This is a genomic window from uncultured Paenalcaligenes sp., from assembly GCF_947630565.1.
Taxonomy (GTDB): domain Bacteria; phylum Pseudomonadota; class Gammaproteobacteria; order Burkholderiales; family Burkholderiaceae_B; genus Paenalcaligenes; species Paenalcaligenes faecalis.
This window is the reverse complement of record NZ_CANRIC010000044.1, coordinates 1-19,206: the sequence shown is the minus strand read 5'-3', so window position 1 is coordinate 19,206 and position 19,206 is coordinate 1. Positions and strand designations below refer to the sequence as shown.

The window sequence follows — 19,206 nt, the reverse complement described above, 5'->3', positions numbered from 1 at the left end:
AGCATCCCACGGTGCGTCTTGAACTTCGTTACAACGTAGCGCCCTAACAGCGCTGAGTCTGGTCAATCTAGGCAAGCTCAGAACCAAGCTGGCAAGCCTCGCCCTTTAGGGCGGGGTTATTGACATTTTTTTACCTTGTTATTCTACGACTGTACGCGGTACACGAGCTGCCACAGCACACAGCAACTCATAACCGATAGAACCCGCAGCTACTGCTACCTCGTCCACAGAGGGGCCGTTTTGCCCCCACAAGACCACCTGTGAGCCAACCTGAGCCTCGGGAATCGAGCTTAAATCAACCATCAACATATCCATAGATACCCGTCCGACTAATTGAGTACGTTTACCATGGACAACAACGGGAGTTCCACTGGGCGCATGGCGGGGATAGCCATCTGCATAGCCACAAGCAACCACCCCTAACCGCATAGGGCTAGGACTAATAAAGCTATGCCCATAGCCCACCCCTTGGTGGGCAGTAATATTACGTACACTAATAATCTGGGCCGATAAGGTTTGGGCAGGTTGCAAACCCAGTTCATGGGCTGACACCCCCGCAAATGGAGAAGACCCATACAAACATACACCGGGCCGTACCCACTGATCATATTGGGCTGTTAAGTGTTGCTGCAAGCTTGCCGTTAACGTACCCGCCGAATTACACACGCTAATTGGGCCAGGCAAATCTGCCGTATGTTGATTAAAACATTGTAATTGCTGATACGTAATACTGGGATCATCATCAGCGCGCGCAAAATGAGTCATTTTACCTAACTCACCGATAACCCCCTGCTGCTGCAACTGTTGTAGTTGTGCAAAGGCATTTACAAACTGATCTGGGGCAAAACCTAAACGATTCATCCCTGTGTTTAATTTAGCCATCACAGAGACAGGGTGCTGTAATTGACTGGCCATCTGGATAAGCCAATCTATTTGATGTTGACTATGAATGACGGTTGTAATTTTATGCTGATCAATAAGCCGCAAATCTTCGGCACTAAAAAAACCCTCTAAGAGCATAAGCGGCTTTTCCCAACCTAGGGTCCGGCATTGGATAATTTCTGCCAGATCCAGCATAGCTAAGCCATCAGCCAGATCAAAACCATTTACAGCAGGCTCTATGCCATGACCATAGGCATTGGCCTTGATAACCGCCCACACCTTTGGTGTAGCTCGCTGTAAGGGCTGAGCTTGCTGTTGCAATGTAGACTGAACCTTTGACAGATTATGCCGCAGGGCAGAGGTGGATATATGTACAGCAATAGGACGGGGCATACTACAACCTACGTAATTTAAAAGACATCAATAATGTATCCATTTAAGCGCATAACAAGATCTTAATGCAATGGTGATTTATACTTGCAACTATGTCTGTAGATCATTATGAAAACTTCCCTGTAGCCTCGGTATTGCTGCCAAAACACTTACGCGAGCCGATCAAACACATCTATTGGTTCTCTAGAAGCGCTGATGACATTGCCGACGAAGGCGATTTTAGTGATCAGTGGCGACTGGATCAGTTACAAGGATATAGAGATGCCTTAGCCCAAATAGAAAACACACAGTTAACATTGGCTGAAAATGATCCGCGCTGGCCCATTTTTAAGCCCTTGGCCCCAGTCATACAACAACATCAACTGCCCATTTCATTATTTCATGATTTGCTAACGGCGTTTGAACAAGATATTACGGTTAAGCGCTATCAGAACTACCAAGAGCTGCATCAATACTGCTCCTACTCGGCCAACCCAGTCGGTCGTCTTTTATTGCATCTTTATCACGAGCTCCGCCCCGACAGCCTGCGCATGTCAGACGCTATATGTACGGGTTTGCAATTAACTAACTTCTGGCAAGACGTAGCCATCGATTGGCAAAAAGATCGCGTCTATATTGCCTTAGATGCCTTACATGAGTTTCATTTGGACGAAAGCTACATAGCGGCAAGATATGCAAGCGCCCCCACAGAGCCTGCTCAAGACGTACAATGGCAACAACTGATGCAAAAGCAAGTCAGTTATGCTCGTAGCTTGTTACAACAAGGAATGCCTTTGGCAGCACGTCTGCCTGGACGTATTGGTTTAGAGCTACGATTAATTGTACTTGGTGGCTTGCGTATCTTAGAGCGCCTAGATCAAGTTCAATATGATGTTTTTACAGCTAGGCCAAAACTAAGAAAAACCGATTGGCTGCTATTAGGCAGTCGCCTTTTGACCACGCGATTTTAATTATAGAGAACCATGAGTCCAGACGAATACTGCCAAAACAAGGCAGCCCAAAGCGGCTCCAGCTTTTATTATGCATTTTTGTTTTTGCCTCCAGAGCGTCGCAAAGCCATTACTGCCCTATATGCTTTTTGTCGCGAAGTCGATGATGTTGTAGACGAAACCCTAGAATCCTCTGTGGCACGCATGAAACTGGTTTGGTGGCGCGAACAAGTCAATGCGCTTTACACGAACCCCAAACAAGCCACTCACCCTGTCATGTTGGCGTTAGCTCCCCACATTCATACTTATGATTTAAAAATGGGTGAAATGCTGGCCGTGATTGATGGCATGGAAATGGACTTAGAAGAAGTCCGCTACCAAACATGGGACCAACTGAAAAAATACTGTTGGCATGTGGCGAGTGTAGTCGGGATTTTATCAGCCAAAATTTTTGGTCAAACCACAGAGAAAACCAGTGACTATGCGACAAAGCTAGGTCTTGCTTTTCAGCTGACCAATATTATTCGCGATGTGGGCGATGATGCGCGTCGAGGTCGAATTTATCTGCCCATGGAAGACTTAGCCACCTTTAATGTTAAGCCTGCGGAAATTTTAGATGCACAGCACAGCGATCGTTTTGAGGCATTAATGCGCTTTCAAACAGAGCGCGCTTATGCGCTTTATAAAGATGCAGCAATCGCCTTACCCGAGCAAGACAGACGCGCACAACGACCCGGCCTATTGATGGCAGCTATTTACTTTGCCTTACTTGAGGAAATTGCCCGCGACAAGTGGGAAGTCCTTGATAAGCGCATTTCCCTAACCCCTATCCGCAAGTTTTGGCTGGCTTGGAAAACGTGGGTTAGTGGCGGAAAAAGACTCATTAATCGTTTAAGTCGATGAAAGCAGCGGTCATTGGTGCTGGGTGGGCTGGAGCCGCTGCCGCCTACCAGCTACATAAAAAAGGGATTAACACGACCGTGTTTGAGGCCTCTCACACCATCGGAGGTAGAGCCCGCAAGCACAGTTCTAAAACCTTGCAGCAAGTAGTAGATAATGGTCAGCATTTATTGTTAGGAGCCTATTCATCAACCTTAGCTCTGATGCAGGAGTTACAGATTGATCTGGATCGCTCCTTTTATCGCTTTGACCTAGATATACAAAGTGCAGATGAAAGCTTTAGATTTAAGACAGCCCCCTTGCCTGCCCCTTTCCACTTACTAGGCCCCTTATTATTCGCTAAAGGCACACGTTTTTCTGAGCGTCTAGCTCTAATCGGTCTACAAAGTTATTTGCGTAAAAACCATTGGAAAGTTCCCTCTGGCATGACTGTTTTAGCGCTGTTACAGCATACTAAACAGCCTGAGGTGTTAATCAAGAAGCTGTGGCATCCTTTATGTATAGCAGCACTAAACACCCCTATCGATCAGGCATGCGCACAGTTATTTTCTCATGTTTTACGAGATAGTTTAGGTGGCAGCCGTGGTGATACACAAATGCTTATCCCTTTGCAAAACATGACTGAGCTTTGGGCTGATCGTGCCCTACGCCATGCTGACGTACGACTGGGTAGAGCAGTTCGCAGCCTGATTCAAGTCTCAAGCGGTTATGAGCTCAATGGTGAGCATTTTGACGCTGTCATTATTGCCACCAATACACCATCCGCCATTCGGTTAATGCACCCCCTTGTAAGCGATCGACAACAACGGGAGTTTGTGCGTGCATTATCCCAGATAAGCTTTAACCCCATTGCCACGCTTTACTTACAACCTGAGTCTGCTTGGGAAAATCCGTACCCCATGCTGATGTTAGATGAGGACACCCAAGGCTTAGCTGCAGGTCAATGGGTATTTAATCACGCTGCCATGCCTGGTAGCGCACTACAAAACATCATTGCCGTCACGATCAGCTATGCAAATCGTCTGCTGGATTACGATAAAAAGGCAATCGAGAGTGCCATTATTAAGCAAATAAATGCACAAAGTCAGGTCGCACTACCCCCACTACTAAGCAGTGAACTCATTACAGAAAAACGCGCTACTTTTGTAGCAAGTCCATGTTTAGTACGTCCTGATCTTCATACGCCTTGGCCTACGCTCTTTTTAGCCGGTGACTGGATAGCGAATGACTATCCCGCGGTGCTAGAGGGAGCAGTACGTAGTGGTTTAGCAGCCGCCAATGCACTCTATTCATCGCTCTATTAACAGCATGAATAAAAAACCCCGACACCAACAAGGTCGGGGTTTTGTTGCTCAAATCAGCGGTTTTGATTTACGCATTGGACTCCATGTATGCGCGGACTTGCGCTACATCTGCATCCATTTCTACAACTCGTTGCGGCAAATCATTTAAATGCTGCAGGTGCTCAGGCACAGGAGCAGGCTGACCAATGGCCTCCTCGATGGTTTCAGAGAACTTAGCCGGTAACGCTGTCTCTAAGACCAACATAGGAATACCTGGCTGTACAAAATCACGAGCTACTTTAACGCCATCTGCCGTATGTGGATCAATCAATACGCCAGTCTCTTTGTAGACCTCCGCAATCGTTGACACACGATTTGCATGCGCGCTTTGCCCTGCTACAAACCCATAGTCCACTTCGAAAAATGGTTTCATATCACTTAGATCAAAGTAGCCTTGAGTCGCTAACTGATCCCACAGCGCGTTGAGCTTAACGGAGTCACGCCCAACCAAATCAAACACAAAACGCTCGAAGTTAGAGGCCCGTGAAATATCCATAGAAGGGCTTGAGGTCGCGTAAGTGTTTTCTGAACTACGGGGGCGATAAACCCCTGTGCGGAAAAACTCCTCTAGCACATTATTTTCATTCGTCGCCAATACTAAACGAGCAATAGGCAACCCCATTTGTCGCGCAATATGTCCGGCTAAAATATTACCGAAATTGCCGGACGGTACGGCAAAAGACACGGTCTGCTCAGCTGCTGTAGTGGCCCGCAACCAACCCCAGAAGTAATACACAACCTGAGCAGCAATACGCGCCCAGTTAATGGAGTTGACCGCACCTAAGCTCATGGACTGTTTAAAATCCAAGTCCCCAGCCAGTTGCTTTACAATGTCTTGGCAATCATCAAATACCCCTTTCACCGACAGGTTATGGATATTTTCATCTTGCAACGAATACATTTGAGCGCGCTGAAATGCACTCATGCGTCCATAAGGGGACAGCATAAATACATTCACACGACGTTTACCACGTAATGCATACTCAGCTGCAGAGCCGGTATCACCAGAGGTCGCGCCTAAAATATTGATACGGCTATCACGCTTTTCAAGTACGTATTCAAAGACCTGACCCAAAAACTGCATGGCCATGTCTTTAAAAGCCAAAGTTGGGCCTTGAGATAGCCCTAACAGCGCCATATCGCCTTGCAGCGCTTTGACCGGAACCATGCTATCGCCCACGAATAACTCTGGATTGTAAGCAGCCTGAGTTAATGCTCGTAAGTCCTCAGCAGGAATATCATCAATAAATAACGATAAAATCTCAAAGGCAAGCTCATCGTAAGACAAGGCTCTCCATTGCTCTAGTTTCTCTGCCGTAATGTGTGGGTAGCTTTGAGGAATAGCCAGCCCACCATCTGGGGCTAAGCCCTCAAGCAAAATATCACTAAAGGATTGTGGCTCCATACCGCCACGAGTAGAAATGTATTTCATTACAGGGCCTCTACTCGCAAACGAGTCACAGGGGAACGCACAAAATCCAAAGACTGAATATGAACAATCGCGGCCTCAATGTCACCCTCTCTTGCCTCGTGGGTCAAGAAAATGATATCTGTCTCATCATTGACGGCAGGCTCTTGGAACATGGAGCTAATCGAAATCTGTCCATCAGCCAAAATACGCGAAATATCAGCCAATACGCCTGGGCGGTCCTCTACACGTAAACGTAAGTAATAGGAGGACTGCACATCAGCCATTGCCAAGACCGGTGTATCAGCCATCGCGTCTTGTTGGAAAGCCAAGTACGGCACACGATGACCGTGATCTGCAGTAAGCAAGCGCGCCACATCAACCAAGTCTGCCACTACAGCAGAGGCCGTTGGTAACTCGCCCGCACCTGCACCATAGTAAACCGTAGAGCCAACAGCGTCTCCATGAACCATCACTGCATTCATAGCACCTTGTACATTGGCTAGCATACTGGAGGAAGGGACTAGAGTAGGATGCACTCGTAGCTCAATTCCGTTTTCACGGGCACGAGTAATCCCAAGCAATTTAACGGTATAGCCTAAGCGTTCGGCATGAGCAATATCCTCTGCGGCTAGGGTCGTAATTCCCTCGATATGCGCTTTGGAAAACTGCACTGGAATACCAAATGCCAAGGAAGACAATAGGCTAAGTTTATGCGCTGCGTCCACACCTTCGATATCAAAGGTAGGGTCTGCCTCGGCATAACCTAGGCGCTGGGCATCGGCCAATGCCTCTGCAAAAGACAAACCACGACTACGCATCTCGGACAAGATGAAGTTAGTTGTGCCGTTAATAATGCCTGCTACCCACTGAATACGATTAGCCGTTAAGCCTTCGCGCATGGCTTTAATGATGGGAATACCACCTGCCACAGCAGCCTCAAAGGCTACCATCACATTCTTTTCTTGGGCCGCTGCAAAAATGGCATTACCGTGAGTCGCTAATAGTGCTTTATTCGCTGTCACTACGTGCTTGCCCTGTGCAATTGCCTCCATGACCCAGTCTTTGGCTAAGGTATCGCCACCGACCAGCTCAACGACTACATCAATATTAGGGTTACGCACAATATCCATACCGTCTGTCGTAACCTGCACATCATTACCGACTAATGCCTTAGCCTTTTCCACGTCACGTACAGCGGCTGCTACCACCTCAATGCGACGGCCCGCACGGCGTGCGATTTCATCTGCATTTTGATTAAGCACTTTCCAAGTGCCGCCACCGACCACACCCAAACCTAACAAACCTACTTTGATTGGACTCATTTAAGCAACCCGTCCTTTCGGAACATATCTTTAATGCCGCGTACTGCTTGACGAGTACGCTGCTCGTTTTCAATTAGCGCAAAGCGCACGTAATCATCGCCATACTCACCAAAGCCAATGCCGGGAGAAACAGCAACCTTTGCGTCTTTTAGTAGACGTTTAGAGAACTCTAACGAGCCCTCTTTTATGTAATGATCTGGAATTTTGGCCCAAATGTACATGGACGCTTTTGGCACATCCACATTCCAACCAATTTCTTGTAGGCCTTTAGCCAATACATCACGACGACGCTTATAGCTTTCGGTAATCTCAGCCACACAGTCTTGTGGACCATCCAGAGCGGCAATAGCGGCAACCTGAATAGGAGTAAATGTACCGTAATCGTGATAGCTTTTAATGCGAGCCAACGCATGAACTAATTTTTCATTACCCACCATAAAGCCAATACGCCAGCCTGCCATATTGTAGCTTTTACTCATGGTAAAGAACTCAACAGCGACGTCACGTGCACCCTCAACCTGCATGATAGAAGGGGCTACATAACCATCAAAAGTAATGTCAGCATAAGCCAAGTCATGCACAACCAAAATATTATGCTCTTTGGCTAAAGCCACAATGCGCTCAAAAAAATCCAACTCTACGCACTGAGCTGTTGGGTTACTAGGGAACCCTAAGATCATCATTTTTGGTTTAGGAATGGCTTCTTTAACGGCTCTTTCGATTTCCTCAAAGAAATCAATACCCGGAATCATCGGTACAGAGCGAATATTTGCCCCTGCAATTACCGCGCCATAAATATGGATAGGGTAACTCGGATTAGGAACAAGCACCGTATCACCACGGTCGAGCGTGGCTAACATTAAATGGGCTAGACCTTCTTTGGAGCCAATTGTAACAATAGCCTCCGTTTCAGGGTCTAGTTTGACCTGATAGCGACGATCGTACCAATCCACAATCGCTTTACGTAAACGAGGAATACCGCGTGACACTGAGTAACCATGTGTATCAGGACGACTTGAAGCCTCTACGAGTTTGTCTACAATATGTTGTGGAGTGGGGCCATCAGGATTACCCATCGACATATCAATAATGTCTTCGCCGCGACGACGCGCCGCCATTTTGAGTTCGCCCGTAATGTTAAAAACGTAAGGAGGCAAACGATCTATGCGAGGAAAGCTACTCATGGGAGTCCTTAGATGTGCAAAAGTGAACAAAAGTCCGAATCAACTAGTTTAATGGAATATAGGCAAAGTAGAAAATCCACACAGCGAAAAGACGACGCTTTGCGTTATGATTGATATATCTACTGTGGAGATTTATTGTGCAACTGCAAAAAGACACTAACCCTGCACTCAATACCGTGACCGCCTATGGTGATGATTATATTGAAATCAATAAGACACGCCATCACCAATCGATTTATTTTATGGCCGAAGGCCCTGTTAATGACTTGAACATACAGAAGTCTTCTGATTTTACTACAGAGCTGCTGCAAAATATCACTGGCGTACGTCCCGCACAAAAAGACCCAATGGCTTTTTTAGATGGGACACCTAATCGTCTGGAAAACACAGAAAATATTGAGGTGCTATTAATTGGCACTGGACGTCAACAACAGTTTTTACACCCTGCGATTACCAGCTCGTTGCTTAGCCTACGCATTGGTGTGGAGATTATGGACACACAAGCCGCTGCCCGCACCTACAACATTTTAATGTCCGAGGGCAGGCGTGTTGTTGCCGCCCTGATTCTTTAACCCTTTTCACAACACAAGGATTATCATGTCCAACGTTACCGTCGGCCAAGCCATTCCCGCATTTACTGCCCAAAGCACTCAAGGCGAGATCAGCACCCAATCTCTAGCTGGACACGCCTATGTGTTGTACTTTTATCCCCGAGACAACACCCCCGGCTGCACCACTCAAGCACAAAACTTTCGTGACTTGATAGACGAATTTACCGCTATCGGAGTCAAAGTGATAGGTGTATCCCGAGACAGCATGGCCTCTCATGAGCGCTTTATTACTAAACAAGATCTCCCCTTTGCTCTAATTAGTGATCCAGAGGAATCCCTATGCGAACTCTTTGGTGTCATGAAACTGAAAAACATGTACGGTAAACAGGTACGTGGCATTGAACGTAGCAGTTTCTTAGTCAACGCCGATGGCGTTCTTACACAAGAGTGGCGCGGCTTGCGCGTACCAGGTCATGTTGACCAGGTACTTGAGGCAGCTCGCGCCCTATAATTTTTTGCGCTGCTCATGAATTGCCTTCGAGCAGCGCTCTTACGGAGCACTTTTATGCCCTTACCTACGCTGCCCTCTAAACTTGGGGCTATCTTAAGCGCAGATGAAATCAAAGCGGCCCCTAAAGCCACCCCTCCGGCTCAGGTCATTACCCCACAAACAACAAGTCCGATTGAAGCCACTCCTAGCGCCCCAGCCAAACCTAAAGCTCCCCTTGTTGCTAAAACGGCCTCTACTGAGCCCAGCTCCCCTCCTCGAGCCACTAAAAACGCAAAAAAAACCACCAAAGCAACTCAGCCAGCTAAAAATCCGACTACAGCTCCAGAGCCGCGCAAGCTCTTTGTGTTGGACACGAATGTATTACTCCATGACTCAAACTGCCTCTTTAAGTTTGAAGAACATGACGTTTTTATTCCCATGATGGTGCTCGAAGAGCTCGATCATCAGAAAAAAGGCTTATCTGAAGTCGCACGGAACGCACGCCAAGTCAGTCGCTACCTAGAAGCTCTCGTTGAGGACAAGGATATCAGTCAGGGCATTGCGCTTAATGGTGCAGGTCATATCGAAGCCCGTGGTCAACTATTTTTCCAAACCACAGCTCTCTCATCGCAGCTACCCATAGATCTACCCGTAGGCATTGCAGATAATGCCATTTTGCATGTAGTTCACGCCCTACAGAGCCAACACGGCCAAGAAACCGTCGTCATGGTGTCTAAAGACATCAATATGCGTCTTAAAGCGCGTGCATTAGGCATTCATACCGAAGACTATCGTCACGACCACGTACTGAGCGACTCTGACTTGCTTTACGAAGGCGCGCGCGAGCTACCTGACGATTTTTGGAATAACCACGGCCAACAAATTGAATCTTGGCAACAAGCAGGTATTACTTTTTACAAAATCCAAGGCCCCTTATGCGCTGAGCTTAGTGTCAATGAGTTTGTCTACACTACCCAAGAGCCCGGCTTAATTGCTCAGGTTAAACAAGTCTCTAGTAACAAGGCCGTGCTAGCGACAATCCGGGACTACAGCCACAGTAAAAATAATGTTTGGGGCATTACCGCACGCAATCAAGAGCAAAACTTTGCTCTGAATTTACTCATGAACCCCGAATGTGACTTTGTTTCTTTATTAGGCCAAGCGGGAACAGGGAAAACACTCTTAGCCTTAGCAAGTGCACTCACTCAAACGCTAGAAACCCAGTTATACAATGAAATCATCATCACCCGAGCTACCGTGCCTGTGGGAGATGAAATTGGTTTTTTACCTGGTACCGAAGAGGAGAAAATGGCACCGTGGATGGGCGCTCTGGAAGACAACCTAGAGGTACTACATTTAGGCAGCAATAAGCTATCAGCCCTAAACAATGACCCTAATCGTAATGCCACGATGGACATCATTCGCTCACACATCAAGATTAAATCCATGAGCTTTATGCGGGGACGTACCTTCCAAAACAAGTTTCTAATCATTGATGAGGCCCAAAACCTAACCCCTAAACAGATGAAAACCTTAGTCACTCGGGCTGGCCCAGGAACGAAAATTGTCTGCATGGGCAATATCGCACAAATTGACACCCCCTACTTAACCGAAGGAAGCTCTGGCCTAACCTACGTAGTGGACCGTTTTAAAGGGTGGCCTCACTCTGGACATATCACCCTGCAGCGTGGCGAACGATCTCGTCTGGCTGATTACGCAAACGAAGCGCTATGATAAAAAAAACCTCTTTACCCGTAGGCATCACCATGGGTGATGCGGCGGGCATTGGCCCTGAGATCATTTTGAAATGCTTTGCTGCTGGTCTAGATTACCCTGCTGTGGTGTATGGTGACGTAGGAACTCTACGTCGCTGCGCCACTGACTTAGGCATCGATGTGGCCATCCATGCCATTGACGAGCCTTCTGCCCACCCAGAGCACGGCATTGGCGTTTTAAATCGCTGGCAAGACCTCCCCCCTATTGCATATGGCACGATTCATGCTGAAGCCGGTCGAGGGGCTTATGAATTTCTCTGCCATGCAATTGATGATGCCATCGACGGAAAAATCCGGGCAATAGTGACCGCCCCACTGCATAAAGATGCGTTATTGGCCGGAGGTATTGATACTCCTGGTCACACGGAAATCCTGGCGGAACGTACAGGAACTCGTGACTTTGCCATGATGCTAAGCAACCCTGAGCTACGTGTTATTTTAGTGACAATTCATGTTCCTATTACTGCTGTCAGCCCATTACTGTCTATAGATAAAGAGCTACGGACTATACGCTTAGCGCACCAAGCCTGTTTGCATGCGGGCATTAACAAGCCTCGTGTTGCTGTGGCCGGACTCAATCCTCATGCCGGAGAAAACGGTCGTTTTGGCAATGAGGAATCATTATTTATCGAGCCCGCTATTGAAACTGCCCGCCTCGAAGGTATTGATGCAACTGGACCATGGCCAGGCGACACCATTTTCATGCGCGCGCGCAAAGGGGAGTTTGATATTGTCGTTGCACAATATCACGACCAAGGACTCATCCCTGTTAAATACCTAGGTGTAGAACAAGGAGTTAATACCACGGTAGGTCTACCCTTTATCCGCACCAGCGTAGACCATGGCACCGCCTTTGATATCGCAGGTCAAGGTATTGCCGACCCTACCTCATTACACGTTGCATTTAACACAGCGCTACAAATGACAGGTAAATAGCCCCGTCGTCATTTAAGAAAAAAGCCCAACCTGCTTTTAATGCACGTTGGGCTTTTTTCTATCTATTCTATTTCTAAACGGGGCTGTAATTCAAGAAACGGGTGCTTGATCCTTGGAAAGCGACACGCACGGTTCCAATGGGGCCATTACGTTGCTTGCCGATAATTAGTTCTGCCGTCCCTTTATCAGGCGAGTCTGGGTTATAGACCTCGTCTCTGTAAATAAACAAGATCAAGTCAGCATCTTGCTCGATAGCTCCTGACTCTCGTAGATCTGACATCACTGGACGTTTGTTTGGGCGCTGCTCTAGACTACGGTTTAGCTGAGACAAAGCAATCAATGGACAATTTAACTCTCTGGCCAACCCTTTTAAAGCACGACTGATTTCCGAAATCTCAGTGGCGCGGTTCTCTGAGCCCGAGCTACCTGACATTAACTGCAAGTAGTCAATAATAATCAACCCCAGCTGCCCACACTGACGAGCTAAACGTCTGGCACGAGCGCGAACCTCCATGGCTGTCAAACCAGGGCTCTCATCAATATAAATTTGCGCCTCTTGGACTTTTTTTACTGCATGTGTTAACCGTGGCCAATCGTCCTCGGTTAACTTACCAGTACGCATACGATGCTGATCTAACAGCCCTACCGAGCCAACCATACGCATTGCCAACTGCACCGCGCCCATCTCCATCGAAAAAACAGCTACGGGCAAGCCTTGTTCTATCGCAATATGCTCTCCTATATTCATAGAGAGCGAGGTTTTACCCATGGAAGGGCGTCCTGCCACAATGATTAAATCACCGGGCTGCAATCCGGATGTCATCCGGTCTAAATCCACAAAACCAGTAGGAACACCGGTGATTTCTGAGTCACCTTCTCGGTGGTAGAGCTCATCAATGCGGTCTACAACCTGGGCCAATAAAGGCTGTATGTCTTGGAAACCTTTATTACCTTTAGCCCCTTCTTGGGCAATTTGAAACACCCTTGCCTCGGCCTCGTCTAGGATTTGACGTGCCTCTTTGCCTTGCGGATTAAAAGCAGCAGAAGCAATGTCATCTGACACGGACACTAACTTTCGCAACATGGATCGTTCACGAACGATCTCTGCGTAGCGTCGAATATTAGCCGCTGAAGGCGTGTTATGCGCTAATGCATTTAAATAGGCTAAGCCACCCGCGTCCTCGGCCTTTCCAGCCGTGGTTAATGATTCATACACAGTAATCACATCAGCAGGACGAGCTAAACCAATTAATCGTGTGATGTGCTGCCAAATAATGCGGTGATCAAATCGATAGAAATCATCATCACTAATAATATCAGCAATGCGATCCCACGAGCTGTTATCCAAAAGCAAGCCGCCCAATACAGATTGCTCTGCCTCGACCGAATGCGGAGGCACACGCAAATAATCTAAGCCCTTGTCTGCCGCAACACTGTTTTCCACACGCACACCTCAAAATTAAAATAAAAAAGCCGGCTTGCACCGGCTTTTTTGTTCGGTACAGTAGAACTGTACCATGCTTAATTATGAATAATTAAGCGATGTCGCCTACAACCAATACGTTGATATCAACAGAAACGTCAGGGTGTAAAACAACTTGTGCTGGGAACTCACCAACAGCTTTAAATGCACCGTCAGCCAAGCGTACTTGTGACTTAACAATGCCTTCAAAACCTAGAGCAGCCAATGCAGCAGCGATGTCCATTGTGGTTACGGAACCAAATAAACGACCGTCAACACCTGCTTTTTGAGTGATCTCAATACGTAGGTCAGCCATTTTAGCAGCTAGGGCTTCGGCAGCAGCCAAACGATCTGCTTGTGCTTTTTCTAGTTCGGCACGACGTGTTTCGAACTCAGCAATTGCATCAGCTGTCGCACGACGAGCCATTTTGTTAGGGATCAAGAAGTTACGAGCGTAACCATTACGCACACGAACCACATCACCCAAATCACCTAGGTTAACAACTTTTTCGAGCAAAATTACTTGCATGATTATCCCCTAGATTAGTTGTGGTTATCGGTGTAAGGCAACAAAGCCAAGAAACGAGCACGCTTGATAGCTGTGTCGAGTTGGCGCTGGTAGTTAGCCTTAGTACCTGTTAAACGTGCAGGAATGATTTTGCCGTTTTCTTGAATGAAATCGCGCAAAGTATCTAGATCTTTGTAGTCGATTTCTTTTACGCCGGCCACGGTGAAGCGGCAGAATTTACGACGTTTGAATAGCGGGTTTTGTTGACCAAAACGACGGCGGCGTTCTTTGCCTTTACGAGCGAAAGCCATAATTAACCTCTTTAAAATTCAGTAAAACGGATAAACCGTTTGTTTGTTTACACTAGCGCGGCAGGTGTCGCGTTACCGTTTTGAAATGATTGAATATGCAAAACTAAACGCGTAGATGATTGACGTAACGGAGCAATAAAACCCTGTATATCCAACGTATCCCCAACACTGACTGAGCTGAGCCAATTTGCAGTTTCGCCCATAGCGACTGCATCGATCTCGAAGCTAAGCTGGCGTTGAATAGTGGCTTGATCAACTGTAGATTGATGCTGCAGTACAATTTCGCACACCGCAATGCCTGCGGGGGTATATCGTAGGGGTTTAGTGGTTAAAACCAGACCCTGAAAACGTAAATGATTCACCTGCTTTGCAATTAGTCTTCGGACTCGTCGTCCTCGTCTTCTTCGACGTGTTGCTCAGCACGCGCATCCGCATTGGATTTGCGACCTTCTTCGCGTTCTACAGACTTCATCATAACTGAAGCGCCTTCGGGGGCATCTTTAGTTTTTGCGATCAAGTAACGCAAAATAGCGTCGTTGTAGCGGAAGGAGTGCTCTAGCTCGTCTAAAGTAGACTGACCAATTTCGATGTTCAAGCAAACGTAGTGAGCTTTAACGAGTTTTTGGATTGGGTATGCCAATTGGCGACGACCCCAATCTTCTAGGCGATGAACTTGACCGCCTTCATTTTTAATGATGGCTTCGTAACGCTCGACCATGGCGGGCACTTGCTCGCTTTGATCGGGGTGTACAATAAACACTACTTCGTAGTGACGCATGTATGACTCCTTGTGGATATCGCTCTGATGAGCCTGACAGCCCGACTTAAATACCAAGCCTACCTATAGGCCCTTTAAATTCGAGCAAAGAATAAAGCGTTTAAGTATAACGTCAAAGGGCTTCTCTGCGCAAGCTAATACGCAAAAAAGCCCTTTAGGAAAACAACAGTTTTTTAACCTTCGACTACAGCATAAGCAGAGTGATTATGAATTGACTCAAAATTCTCAGCCTCAATTCTGTACCCCTCTATACCGTCAAAAGCAGATACCGCCACAGCCACATCACGTACTAAATCCTCTACAAACTTTGGATTTTCGTAAGCATGCTCTGTGACATATTTTTCATCGGTACGCTTGAGTAAGCCCCATAATTCACACGAAGCCTGGGCTTCTATGGCCTGAATTAACGCATTCATATCCAACACATCAGGGTGACCTACCACTGACACGGTCACATGGGATCGTTGATTATGAGCACCGTATTGGGAAATAGCTTTAGAACAAGGACATAAGCTTGTGACAGGAACCAAGATAGTCAATTCAAACTGCACATCTGCATCATCATCTACCGTTGCTACGGCATTAGCAGACCAACTGACTTGGTAGTCTAATAAACTACTAACACCAGATACAGGGGCTTTTTTGTTAATGAAATAGGGGAAAGACGCGCTCACATCACCCTCTGTGGCATTGAGCAAACCCAACATCTCCGCCGTCATCTGACAAAACCCCTGCATACTCATGGGCGCAGTACGATGCTTTTCTAGTAGCTCAAGAAAGCGAGACATATGCGTGCCTTTTTCTTCGGCAGGCAACGCAACGGTTAGCTCCCATTCAGCCACAGTGGGCATAGCCTCTGAGCCGTTATCCACCAACAGCGGGTAAGTCACATCACGCACACCTACCTTTTGTATAGGGATATGACGAGTATCCACACTGCTTTGCACATCAGGCATGATCTCTACTGGAGTAGTCAAAGTCGACATAATTGTTTCCGGTCTGCGCTAACAGCGCCTTTATAAATGATAATCAATACAGTCATTATGGAATAGTTTATGCATAAACCATAAGATACCCTCAATAGCTAAGGGCATTTAGGTATTAATCAACCGCTAACAAGTGAGCGAAGCGGTGACGAATGCTGTGCTCTATGCCCTTGGCATCTAAACCTAGATCTGCATTCAACTGCTTTTGCTCGCCATGATCAATGAAGCGATCTGGATAACCGAGCAATAAGGTGGGTTTTTCGATCTGTTGCTGGCTTAGGTACTCAAGCACCGCACTGCCCGCACCGCCCATAATACAGCCATCCTCTATACAGACAAACGCATCGTGTGTGGCTACCAGTTGATCAATCATAGCGGTATCTATGGGTTTTACAAACCGCATATCTACTACGGTTAAATCCAACTCTTGAGCAACAGGCAACGCATTATGCAATAACGGGCCAAAAGCTAAAATAGCAATTTTTTGACCTTGACGACGCAATTGCGCTTTACCGATTTCAACCGTCTCTAATCCTGCCGTAATCGCCGCACCACATCCTGCGCCACGCGGATACCGCACGGAAGAAGGCCCTACATAGCGATAACACGAGTTCAAGAGCAAACGCGTCTCGTTTTCATCAGATGGGGTGCTAATCACCATATTGGGAATGCAACGCAAAAAAGCAATATCATAATTACCAGCATGAGTAGCCCCATCTGCCCCCACCAAACCGGCACGGTCCAAAGCAAAGGTTACGTCTAAATCCTGTAGCGCCACGTCGTGAATTAACTGATCATAACCACGCTGTAAGAATGTTGAGTAAATGGCCACGACCGGCTTTAGCCCCTCACAGGCCAACCCACCGGCAAAGGTCACTGCATGTTGCTCGGCAATACCCACATCAAAATAACGAGCGGGGAACTGTTTTTCAAAAGCCACCATGCCACTGCCTTCGCGCATTGCGGGAGTAATCCCGATCAGCTTTTCATCCGCTGCCGCCTGATCACAAAGCCATTGCCCAAAAACCTGAGTAAAAGTGGTGGGACTTGGGGTGGTCGATTTTTGAATCCCTATTGCTGGATCAAACTTTCCAGGCCCATGGTAAAGCACCGGATCAGCCTCGGCTAATTTATAGCCCTGCCCTTTTCGAGTCACCACATGCAAAAACTGTAAACCACCTAATTCTCGTAGGTTTTCCATCGTGGGAACCAACGATTCTAGATCATGTCCGTCTATAGGCCCCACATAATTAAAGCCTAATTCCTCGAACAAAGTAGCTGGAGTCAATACGCCTTTGGCATGCCCCTCGAATCGACGAGCGAGCTCAAGCATGGGCGGCACATGCTGCAAAACAGCCTTGCCCATATTTTTTGCTTTCGCATAAAACTGCCCGGACATTAAACGAGCAAAATAGCGATTCAACGCCCCAACCGGTGGAGAGATAGACATGTCATTATCATTCAAGATAACGAGCATATTGATGTCCGGAGTAACGCCTGCGTTATTTAACGCCTCAAAGGCCATCCCCGCTGTCATTGCCCCATCACCAATAACCGCTATATGTTGGCGATCAATACCTAAATTACGTGAGGCTACCGCCATTCCTAAGATCGCAGAGATAGAGGTAGAAGAGTGGGCCGTCCCAAAATCATCGTACTCAGACTCGGAGCGCTTAGGAAAACCAGACAACCCTCCGTACTGACGCAATCCATCCATCTGATCCCGTCTACCAGTCAGAATCTTATGGGGATAGGACTGATGACCTACGTCCCATACAATACGATCATGAGGAGTGTTAAACACATAGTGCAGTGCTACGGTTAGCTCTACTGTGCCTAAATTAGAGGACAAATGCCCCCCTGTACGTGCCACCGACTGCAGTATATATTCACGCAACTGGGAGGCGATCTGATCGAGGTCCGCGCGTTTTACATCGCGTAGATCATGAGGAGATTGAATATGCTGCAAAGATACATTAGCCATACGAGTTGTGTTGGGCAAAAAATAGGCGCTGCTGCGCCTATGAAGTAAATCGAATAAGGCTCATTGTAAACGCATTTTTAGTGCTTGCGTTTTTACCTTAGCTTAGTGGTCTCTATCCACAATAAAATCTGCCAGCAAAGCCAAGCTGTGTGCACCAGCCCCCAAAGGCAATAACGCCTTACAAGCCTGATCCTTTAGATCCGCTAAAAGCTGTTTGGACTCGGCCAAGCCCATAATTGATACATAGGTCGGCTTATTATCGGCAGCGTCTTTACCCGCCGTTTTACCCAACGTAGCCGTGTCAGCGGTCACATCTAAAATGTCATCCACCACCTGAAAAGCTAAACCCACTGCTTTTGCATAATCAATCAACTGCTGGCGAGTAGGAGAGCTGGCTCCGGCCACTATCCCACCTAAAAGGACAGAAACCTCAAGCATGGCGCCCGTCTTTAAGCTGTGCATTTGACGCAACTGCTCTAGGTTGAGCTGTTTATCCACACTCGCACAATCTATTGCTTGTCCCCCAACCATACCCTGACTGCCGGCTGCCTTGGATAATGCTGCCACAGCTTGTATGACTAATGCAGGAGCAACTGGCATGTTTGCCACCAACTCAAAAGCCAATGGTTGCAGCGCATCCCCTACCAACATAGCGGTAGCCTCATCGTAGGCCACATGCACGGTGGGGCGCCCCCGACGTAAATCATCATCATCCATACAGGGCAAATCATCATGCACTAAGGAGTACGCATGAATCAACTCCACAGCAGCTGCGGCATGATCTAAAGCTTTGGCTTGAGCTGAGCTCAGCTCGGACCCTTGTACAGCCGCCTCGCCCGCGGCGTACACCAAGGCAGCTCGGACCCGTTTACCACCACCGAGCACAGCATAACGCATCGCCTCATGCAAAGAGGCTGGCACAACGGTGGGCTGCGGCATGACCTGTTCTAAAACACGCTCAACGCGCTCAATATGTTGCTCTAGCCATTGCTGGCTTTGTTCTTTGTTTGCCATCTTTAATCCTGTTCAGATTCAAGCTCAGTAAAAGGACGCATCAACTG

Annotated in this window: 19 protein-coding genes; 7 read left to right on the top strand and 12 right to left on the bottom strand. The window is 47.4% G+C overall.

The features are described from left to right. Nucleotides 1-138: 138 nt before the first annotated feature. Entirely contained in the window at nt 139-1,275 is a 1,137-nt protein-coding gene (alr, locus tag Q0Z62_RS08605; protein ID WP_298053446.1) for an alanine racemase, read from the bottom strand. Between the two features lie 92 nt (nt 1,276-1,367). Between alr and hpnC the strand changes: the two genes are divergently transcribed. From hpnC to hpnE, 3 genes are read left to right on the top strand one after another with little or no spacing between them, the layout of a single operon-like run. Then, nucleotides 1,368-2,225: a squalene synthase HpnC gene (gene hpnC, locus Q0Z62_RS08600; RefSeq protein ID WP_269900114.1), complete on the top strand. Its 858-nt coding sequence runs from the start codon at nt 1,368-1,370 to the stop codon at nt 2,223-2,225. A gap of 12 nt (nt 2,226-2,237) precedes the next feature. Further along, nucleotides 2,238-3,107: a presqualene diphosphate synthase HpnD gene (gene hpnD / locus Q0Z62_RS08595; protein WP_269900115.1), complete on the top strand. Its 870-nt coding sequence runs from the start codon at nt 2,238-2,240 to the stop codon at nt 3,105-3,107. Continuing rightward, nucleotides 3,104-4,408: a hydroxysqualene dehydroxylase HpnE gene (gene hpnE, locus Q0Z62_RS08590; protein WP_298053440.1), complete on the top strand. Its 1,305-nt coding sequence runs from the start codon at nt 3,104-3,106 to the stop codon at nt 4,406-4,408. Before hpnD ends, hpnE begins: the two co-directional genes overlap by 4 nt. A gap of 67 nt (nt 4,409-4,475) precedes the next feature. Here hpnE and thrC read toward each other — a convergent pair whose 3' ends face one another. From thrC to alaC, 3 genes are read right to left on the bottom strand one after another with little or no spacing between them, the layout of a single operon-like run. Beyond that, the gene (gene thrC, locus Q0Z62_RS08585; RefSeq protein ID WP_269900117.1) at nt 4,476-5,879 is read right to left on the bottom strand and encodes a threonine synthase; all 1,404 of its coding nucleotides are present in this window, start codon (nt 5,877-5,879) and stop codon (nt 4,476-4,478) included. Beyond that, nucleotides 5,879-7,180 (bottom strand): homoserine dehydrogenase, encoded by a 1,302-nt coding sequence (locus Q0Z62_RS08580; RefSeq protein ID WP_298053439.1) that lies wholly within the window; start codon nt 7,178-7,180, stop codon nt 5,879-5,881. Before Q0Z62_RS08580 ends, thrC begins: the two co-directional genes overlap by 1 nt. Continuing rightward, on the bottom strand, nt 7,177-8,364 hold the full coding sequence (gene alaC / locus Q0Z62_RS08575; RefSeq protein WP_269900119.1) for an alanine transaminase: 1,188 nt from the start codon (nt 8,362-8,364) through the stop codon (nt 7,177-7,179). The genes Q0Z62_RS08580 and alaC overlap by 4 nt, the downstream gene beginning before the upstream one ends. 137 nt (nt 8,365-8,501) lie before the next feature. On the opposite strand from alaC, the gene Q0Z62_RS08570 reads away from it, so the two are divergent. From Q0Z62_RS08570 to pdxA, 4 genes are read left to right on the top strand one after another with little or no spacing between them, the layout of a single operon-like run. Further along, nucleotides 8,502-8,936 carry an Mth938-like domain-containing protein gene (locus Q0Z62_RS08570; protein ID WP_269900120.1) on the top strand — a complete coding sequence of 145 codons (435 nt, stop codon included), beginning with the start codon at nt 8,502-8,504 and terminating at the stop codon, nt 8,934-8,936. Between the two features lie 25 nt (nt 8,937-8,961). Further along, on the top strand, nt 8,962-9,426 hold the full coding sequence (locus tag Q0Z62_RS08565) for a peroxiredoxin (RefSeq protein ID WP_269900121.1): 465 nt from the start codon (nt 8,962-8,964) through the stop codon (nt 9,424-9,426). 54 nt (nt 9,427-9,480) lie between these two features. Then, nucleotides 9,481-11,139, top strand: a complete 1,659-nt coding sequence (locus Q0Z62_RS08560) for a PhoH family protein (protein ID WP_298053438.1) — start codon at nt 9,481-9,483, stop codon at nt 11,137-11,139. Further along, nucleotides 11,136-12,116 (top strand): 4-hydroxythreonine-4-phosphate dehydrogenase PdxA, encoded by a 981-nt coding sequence (pdxA, locus tag Q0Z62_RS08555; RefSeq protein WP_298053437.1) that lies wholly within the window; start codon nt 11,136-11,138, stop codon nt 12,114-12,116. Before Q0Z62_RS08560 ends, pdxA begins: the two co-directional genes overlap by 4 nt. 73 nt (nt 12,117-12,189) lie before the next feature. Here the strand turns inward: pdxA and Q0Z62_RS08550 are convergent, their stop codons facing one another. From Q0Z62_RS08550 to Q0Z62_RS08515, 8 genes are all read right to left on the bottom strand, one after another. After that, on the bottom strand, nt 12,190-13,560 hold the full coding sequence (locus Q0Z62_RS08550) for a replicative DNA helicase (protein ID WP_269900124.1): 1,371 nt from the start codon (nt 13,558-13,560) through the stop codon (nt 12,190-12,192). A 91-nt stretch (nt 13,561-13,651) separates the two neighbouring features. Beyond that, nucleotides 13,652-14,107, bottom strand: a complete 456-nt coding sequence (gene rplI, locus Q0Z62_RS08545) for a 50S ribosomal protein L9 (RefSeq protein ID WP_269900125.1) — start codon at nt 14,105-14,107, stop codon at nt 13,652-13,654. A gap of 14 nt (nt 14,108-14,121) precedes the next feature. Beyond that, entirely contained in the window at nt 14,122-14,397 is a 276-nt protein-coding gene (gene rpsR / locus Q0Z62_RS08540; RefSeq protein ID WP_269900126.1) for a 30S ribosomal protein S18, read from the bottom strand. Between the two features lie 47 nt (nt 14,398-14,444). Then, nucleotides 14,445-14,759 (bottom strand): primosomal replication protein N, encoded by a 315-nt coding sequence (gene priB / locus Q0Z62_RS08535; RefSeq protein WP_269900127.1) that lies wholly within the window; start codon nt 14,757-14,759, stop codon nt 14,445-14,447. An 11-nt stretch (nt 14,760-14,770) separates the two neighbouring features. Beyond that, nucleotides 14,771-15,175, bottom strand: a complete 405-nt coding sequence (gene rpsF / locus Q0Z62_RS08530) for a 30S ribosomal protein S6 (RefSeq protein ID WP_269900128.1) — start codon at nt 15,173-15,175, stop codon at nt 14,771-14,773. A 173-nt stretch (nt 15,176-15,348) separates the two neighbouring features. Next, nucleotides 15,349-16,161 carry a GTP cyclohydrolase FolE2 gene (gene folE2, locus Q0Z62_RS08525; RefSeq protein ID WP_298053436.1) on the bottom strand — a complete coding sequence of 271 codons (813 nt, stop codon included), beginning with the start codon at nt 16,159-16,161 and terminating at the stop codon, nt 15,349-15,351. A 115-nt stretch (nt 16,162-16,276) separates the two neighbouring features. Continuing rightward, the gene (gene dxs / locus Q0Z62_RS08520) at nt 16,277-18,145 is read right to left on the bottom strand and encodes a 1-deoxy-D-xylulose-5-phosphate synthase (protein ID WP_298053435.1); all 1,869 of its coding nucleotides are present in this window, start codon (nt 18,143-18,145) and stop codon (nt 16,277-16,279) included. Nucleotides 18,146-18,247: 102 nt separating this feature from the next. Beyond that, on the bottom strand, nt 18,248-19,159 hold the full coding sequence (locus tag Q0Z62_RS08515; RefSeq protein WP_298053432.1) for a polyprenyl synthetase family protein: 912 nt from the start codon (nt 19,157-19,159) through the stop codon (nt 18,248-18,250). Nucleotides 19,160-19,206 lie beyond the last annotated feature (47 nt).

Bases quoted from the DNA above. Each gene is read 5' to 3' on its own strand.
- alr (WP_298053446.1), bottom strand. From the start codon at position 1,275: ATGCCCCGTCCTATTGCTGTACATATATCCACCTCTGCCCTGCGGCAT.
- hpnC (WP_269900114.1), top strand. From the start codon at position 1,368: ATGTCTGTAGATCATTATGAAAACTTCCCTGTAGCCTCGGTATTGCTG.
- hpnD (WP_269900115.1), top strand. From the start codon at position 2,238: ATGAGTCCAGACGAATACTGCCAAAACAAGGCAGCCCAAAGCGGCTCC.
- hpnE (WP_298053440.1), top strand. From the start codon at position 3,104: ATGAAAGCAGCGGTCATTGGTGCTGGGTGGGCTGGAGCCGCTGCCGCC.
- thrC (WP_269900117.1), bottom strand. From the start codon at position 5,879: ATGAAATACATTTCTACTCGTGGCGGTATGGAGCCACAATCCTTTAGT.
- Q0Z62_RS08580 (WP_298053439.1), bottom strand. From the start codon at position 7,180: ATGAGTCCAATCAAAGTAGGTTTGTTAGGTTTGGGTGTGGTCGGTGGC.
- alaC (WP_269900119.1), bottom strand. From the start codon at position 8,364: ATGAGTAGCTTTCCTCGCATAGATCGTTTGCCTCCTTACGTTTTTAAC.
- Q0Z62_RS08565 (WP_269900121.1), top strand. From the start codon at position 8,962: ATGTCCAACGTTACCGTCGGCCAAGCCATTCCCGCATTTACTGCCCAA.
- Q0Z62_RS08560 (WP_298053438.1), top strand. From the start codon at position 9,481: ATGCCCTTACCTACGCTGCCCTCTAAACTTGGGGCTATCTTAAGCGCA.
- pdxA (WP_298053437.1), top strand. From the start codon at position 11,136: ATGATAAAAAAAACCTCTTTACCCGTAGGCATCACCATGGGTGATGCG.
- rplI (WP_269900125.1), bottom strand. From the start codon at position 14,107: ATGCAAGTAATTTTGCTCGAAAAAGTTGTTAACCTAGGTGATTTGGGT.
- rpsR (WP_269900126.1), bottom strand. From the start codon at position 14,397: ATGGCTTTCGCTCGTAAAGGCAAAGAACGCCGCCGTCGTTTTGGTCAA.
- rpsF (WP_269900128.1), bottom strand. From the start codon at position 15,175: ATGCGTCACTACGAAGTAGTGTTTATTGTACACCCCGATCAAAGCGAG.
- folE2 (WP_298053436.1), bottom strand. From the start codon at position 16,161: ATGTCGACTTTGACTACTCCAGTAGAGATCATGCCTGATGTGCAAAGC.
- dxs (WP_298053435.1), bottom strand. From the start codon at position 18,145: ATGGCTAATGTATCTTTGCAGCATATTCAATCTCCTCATGATCTACGC.
- Q0Z62_RS08515 (WP_298053432.1), bottom strand. From the start codon at position 19,159: ATGGCAAACAAAGAACAAAGCCAGCAATGGCTAGAGCAACATATTGAG.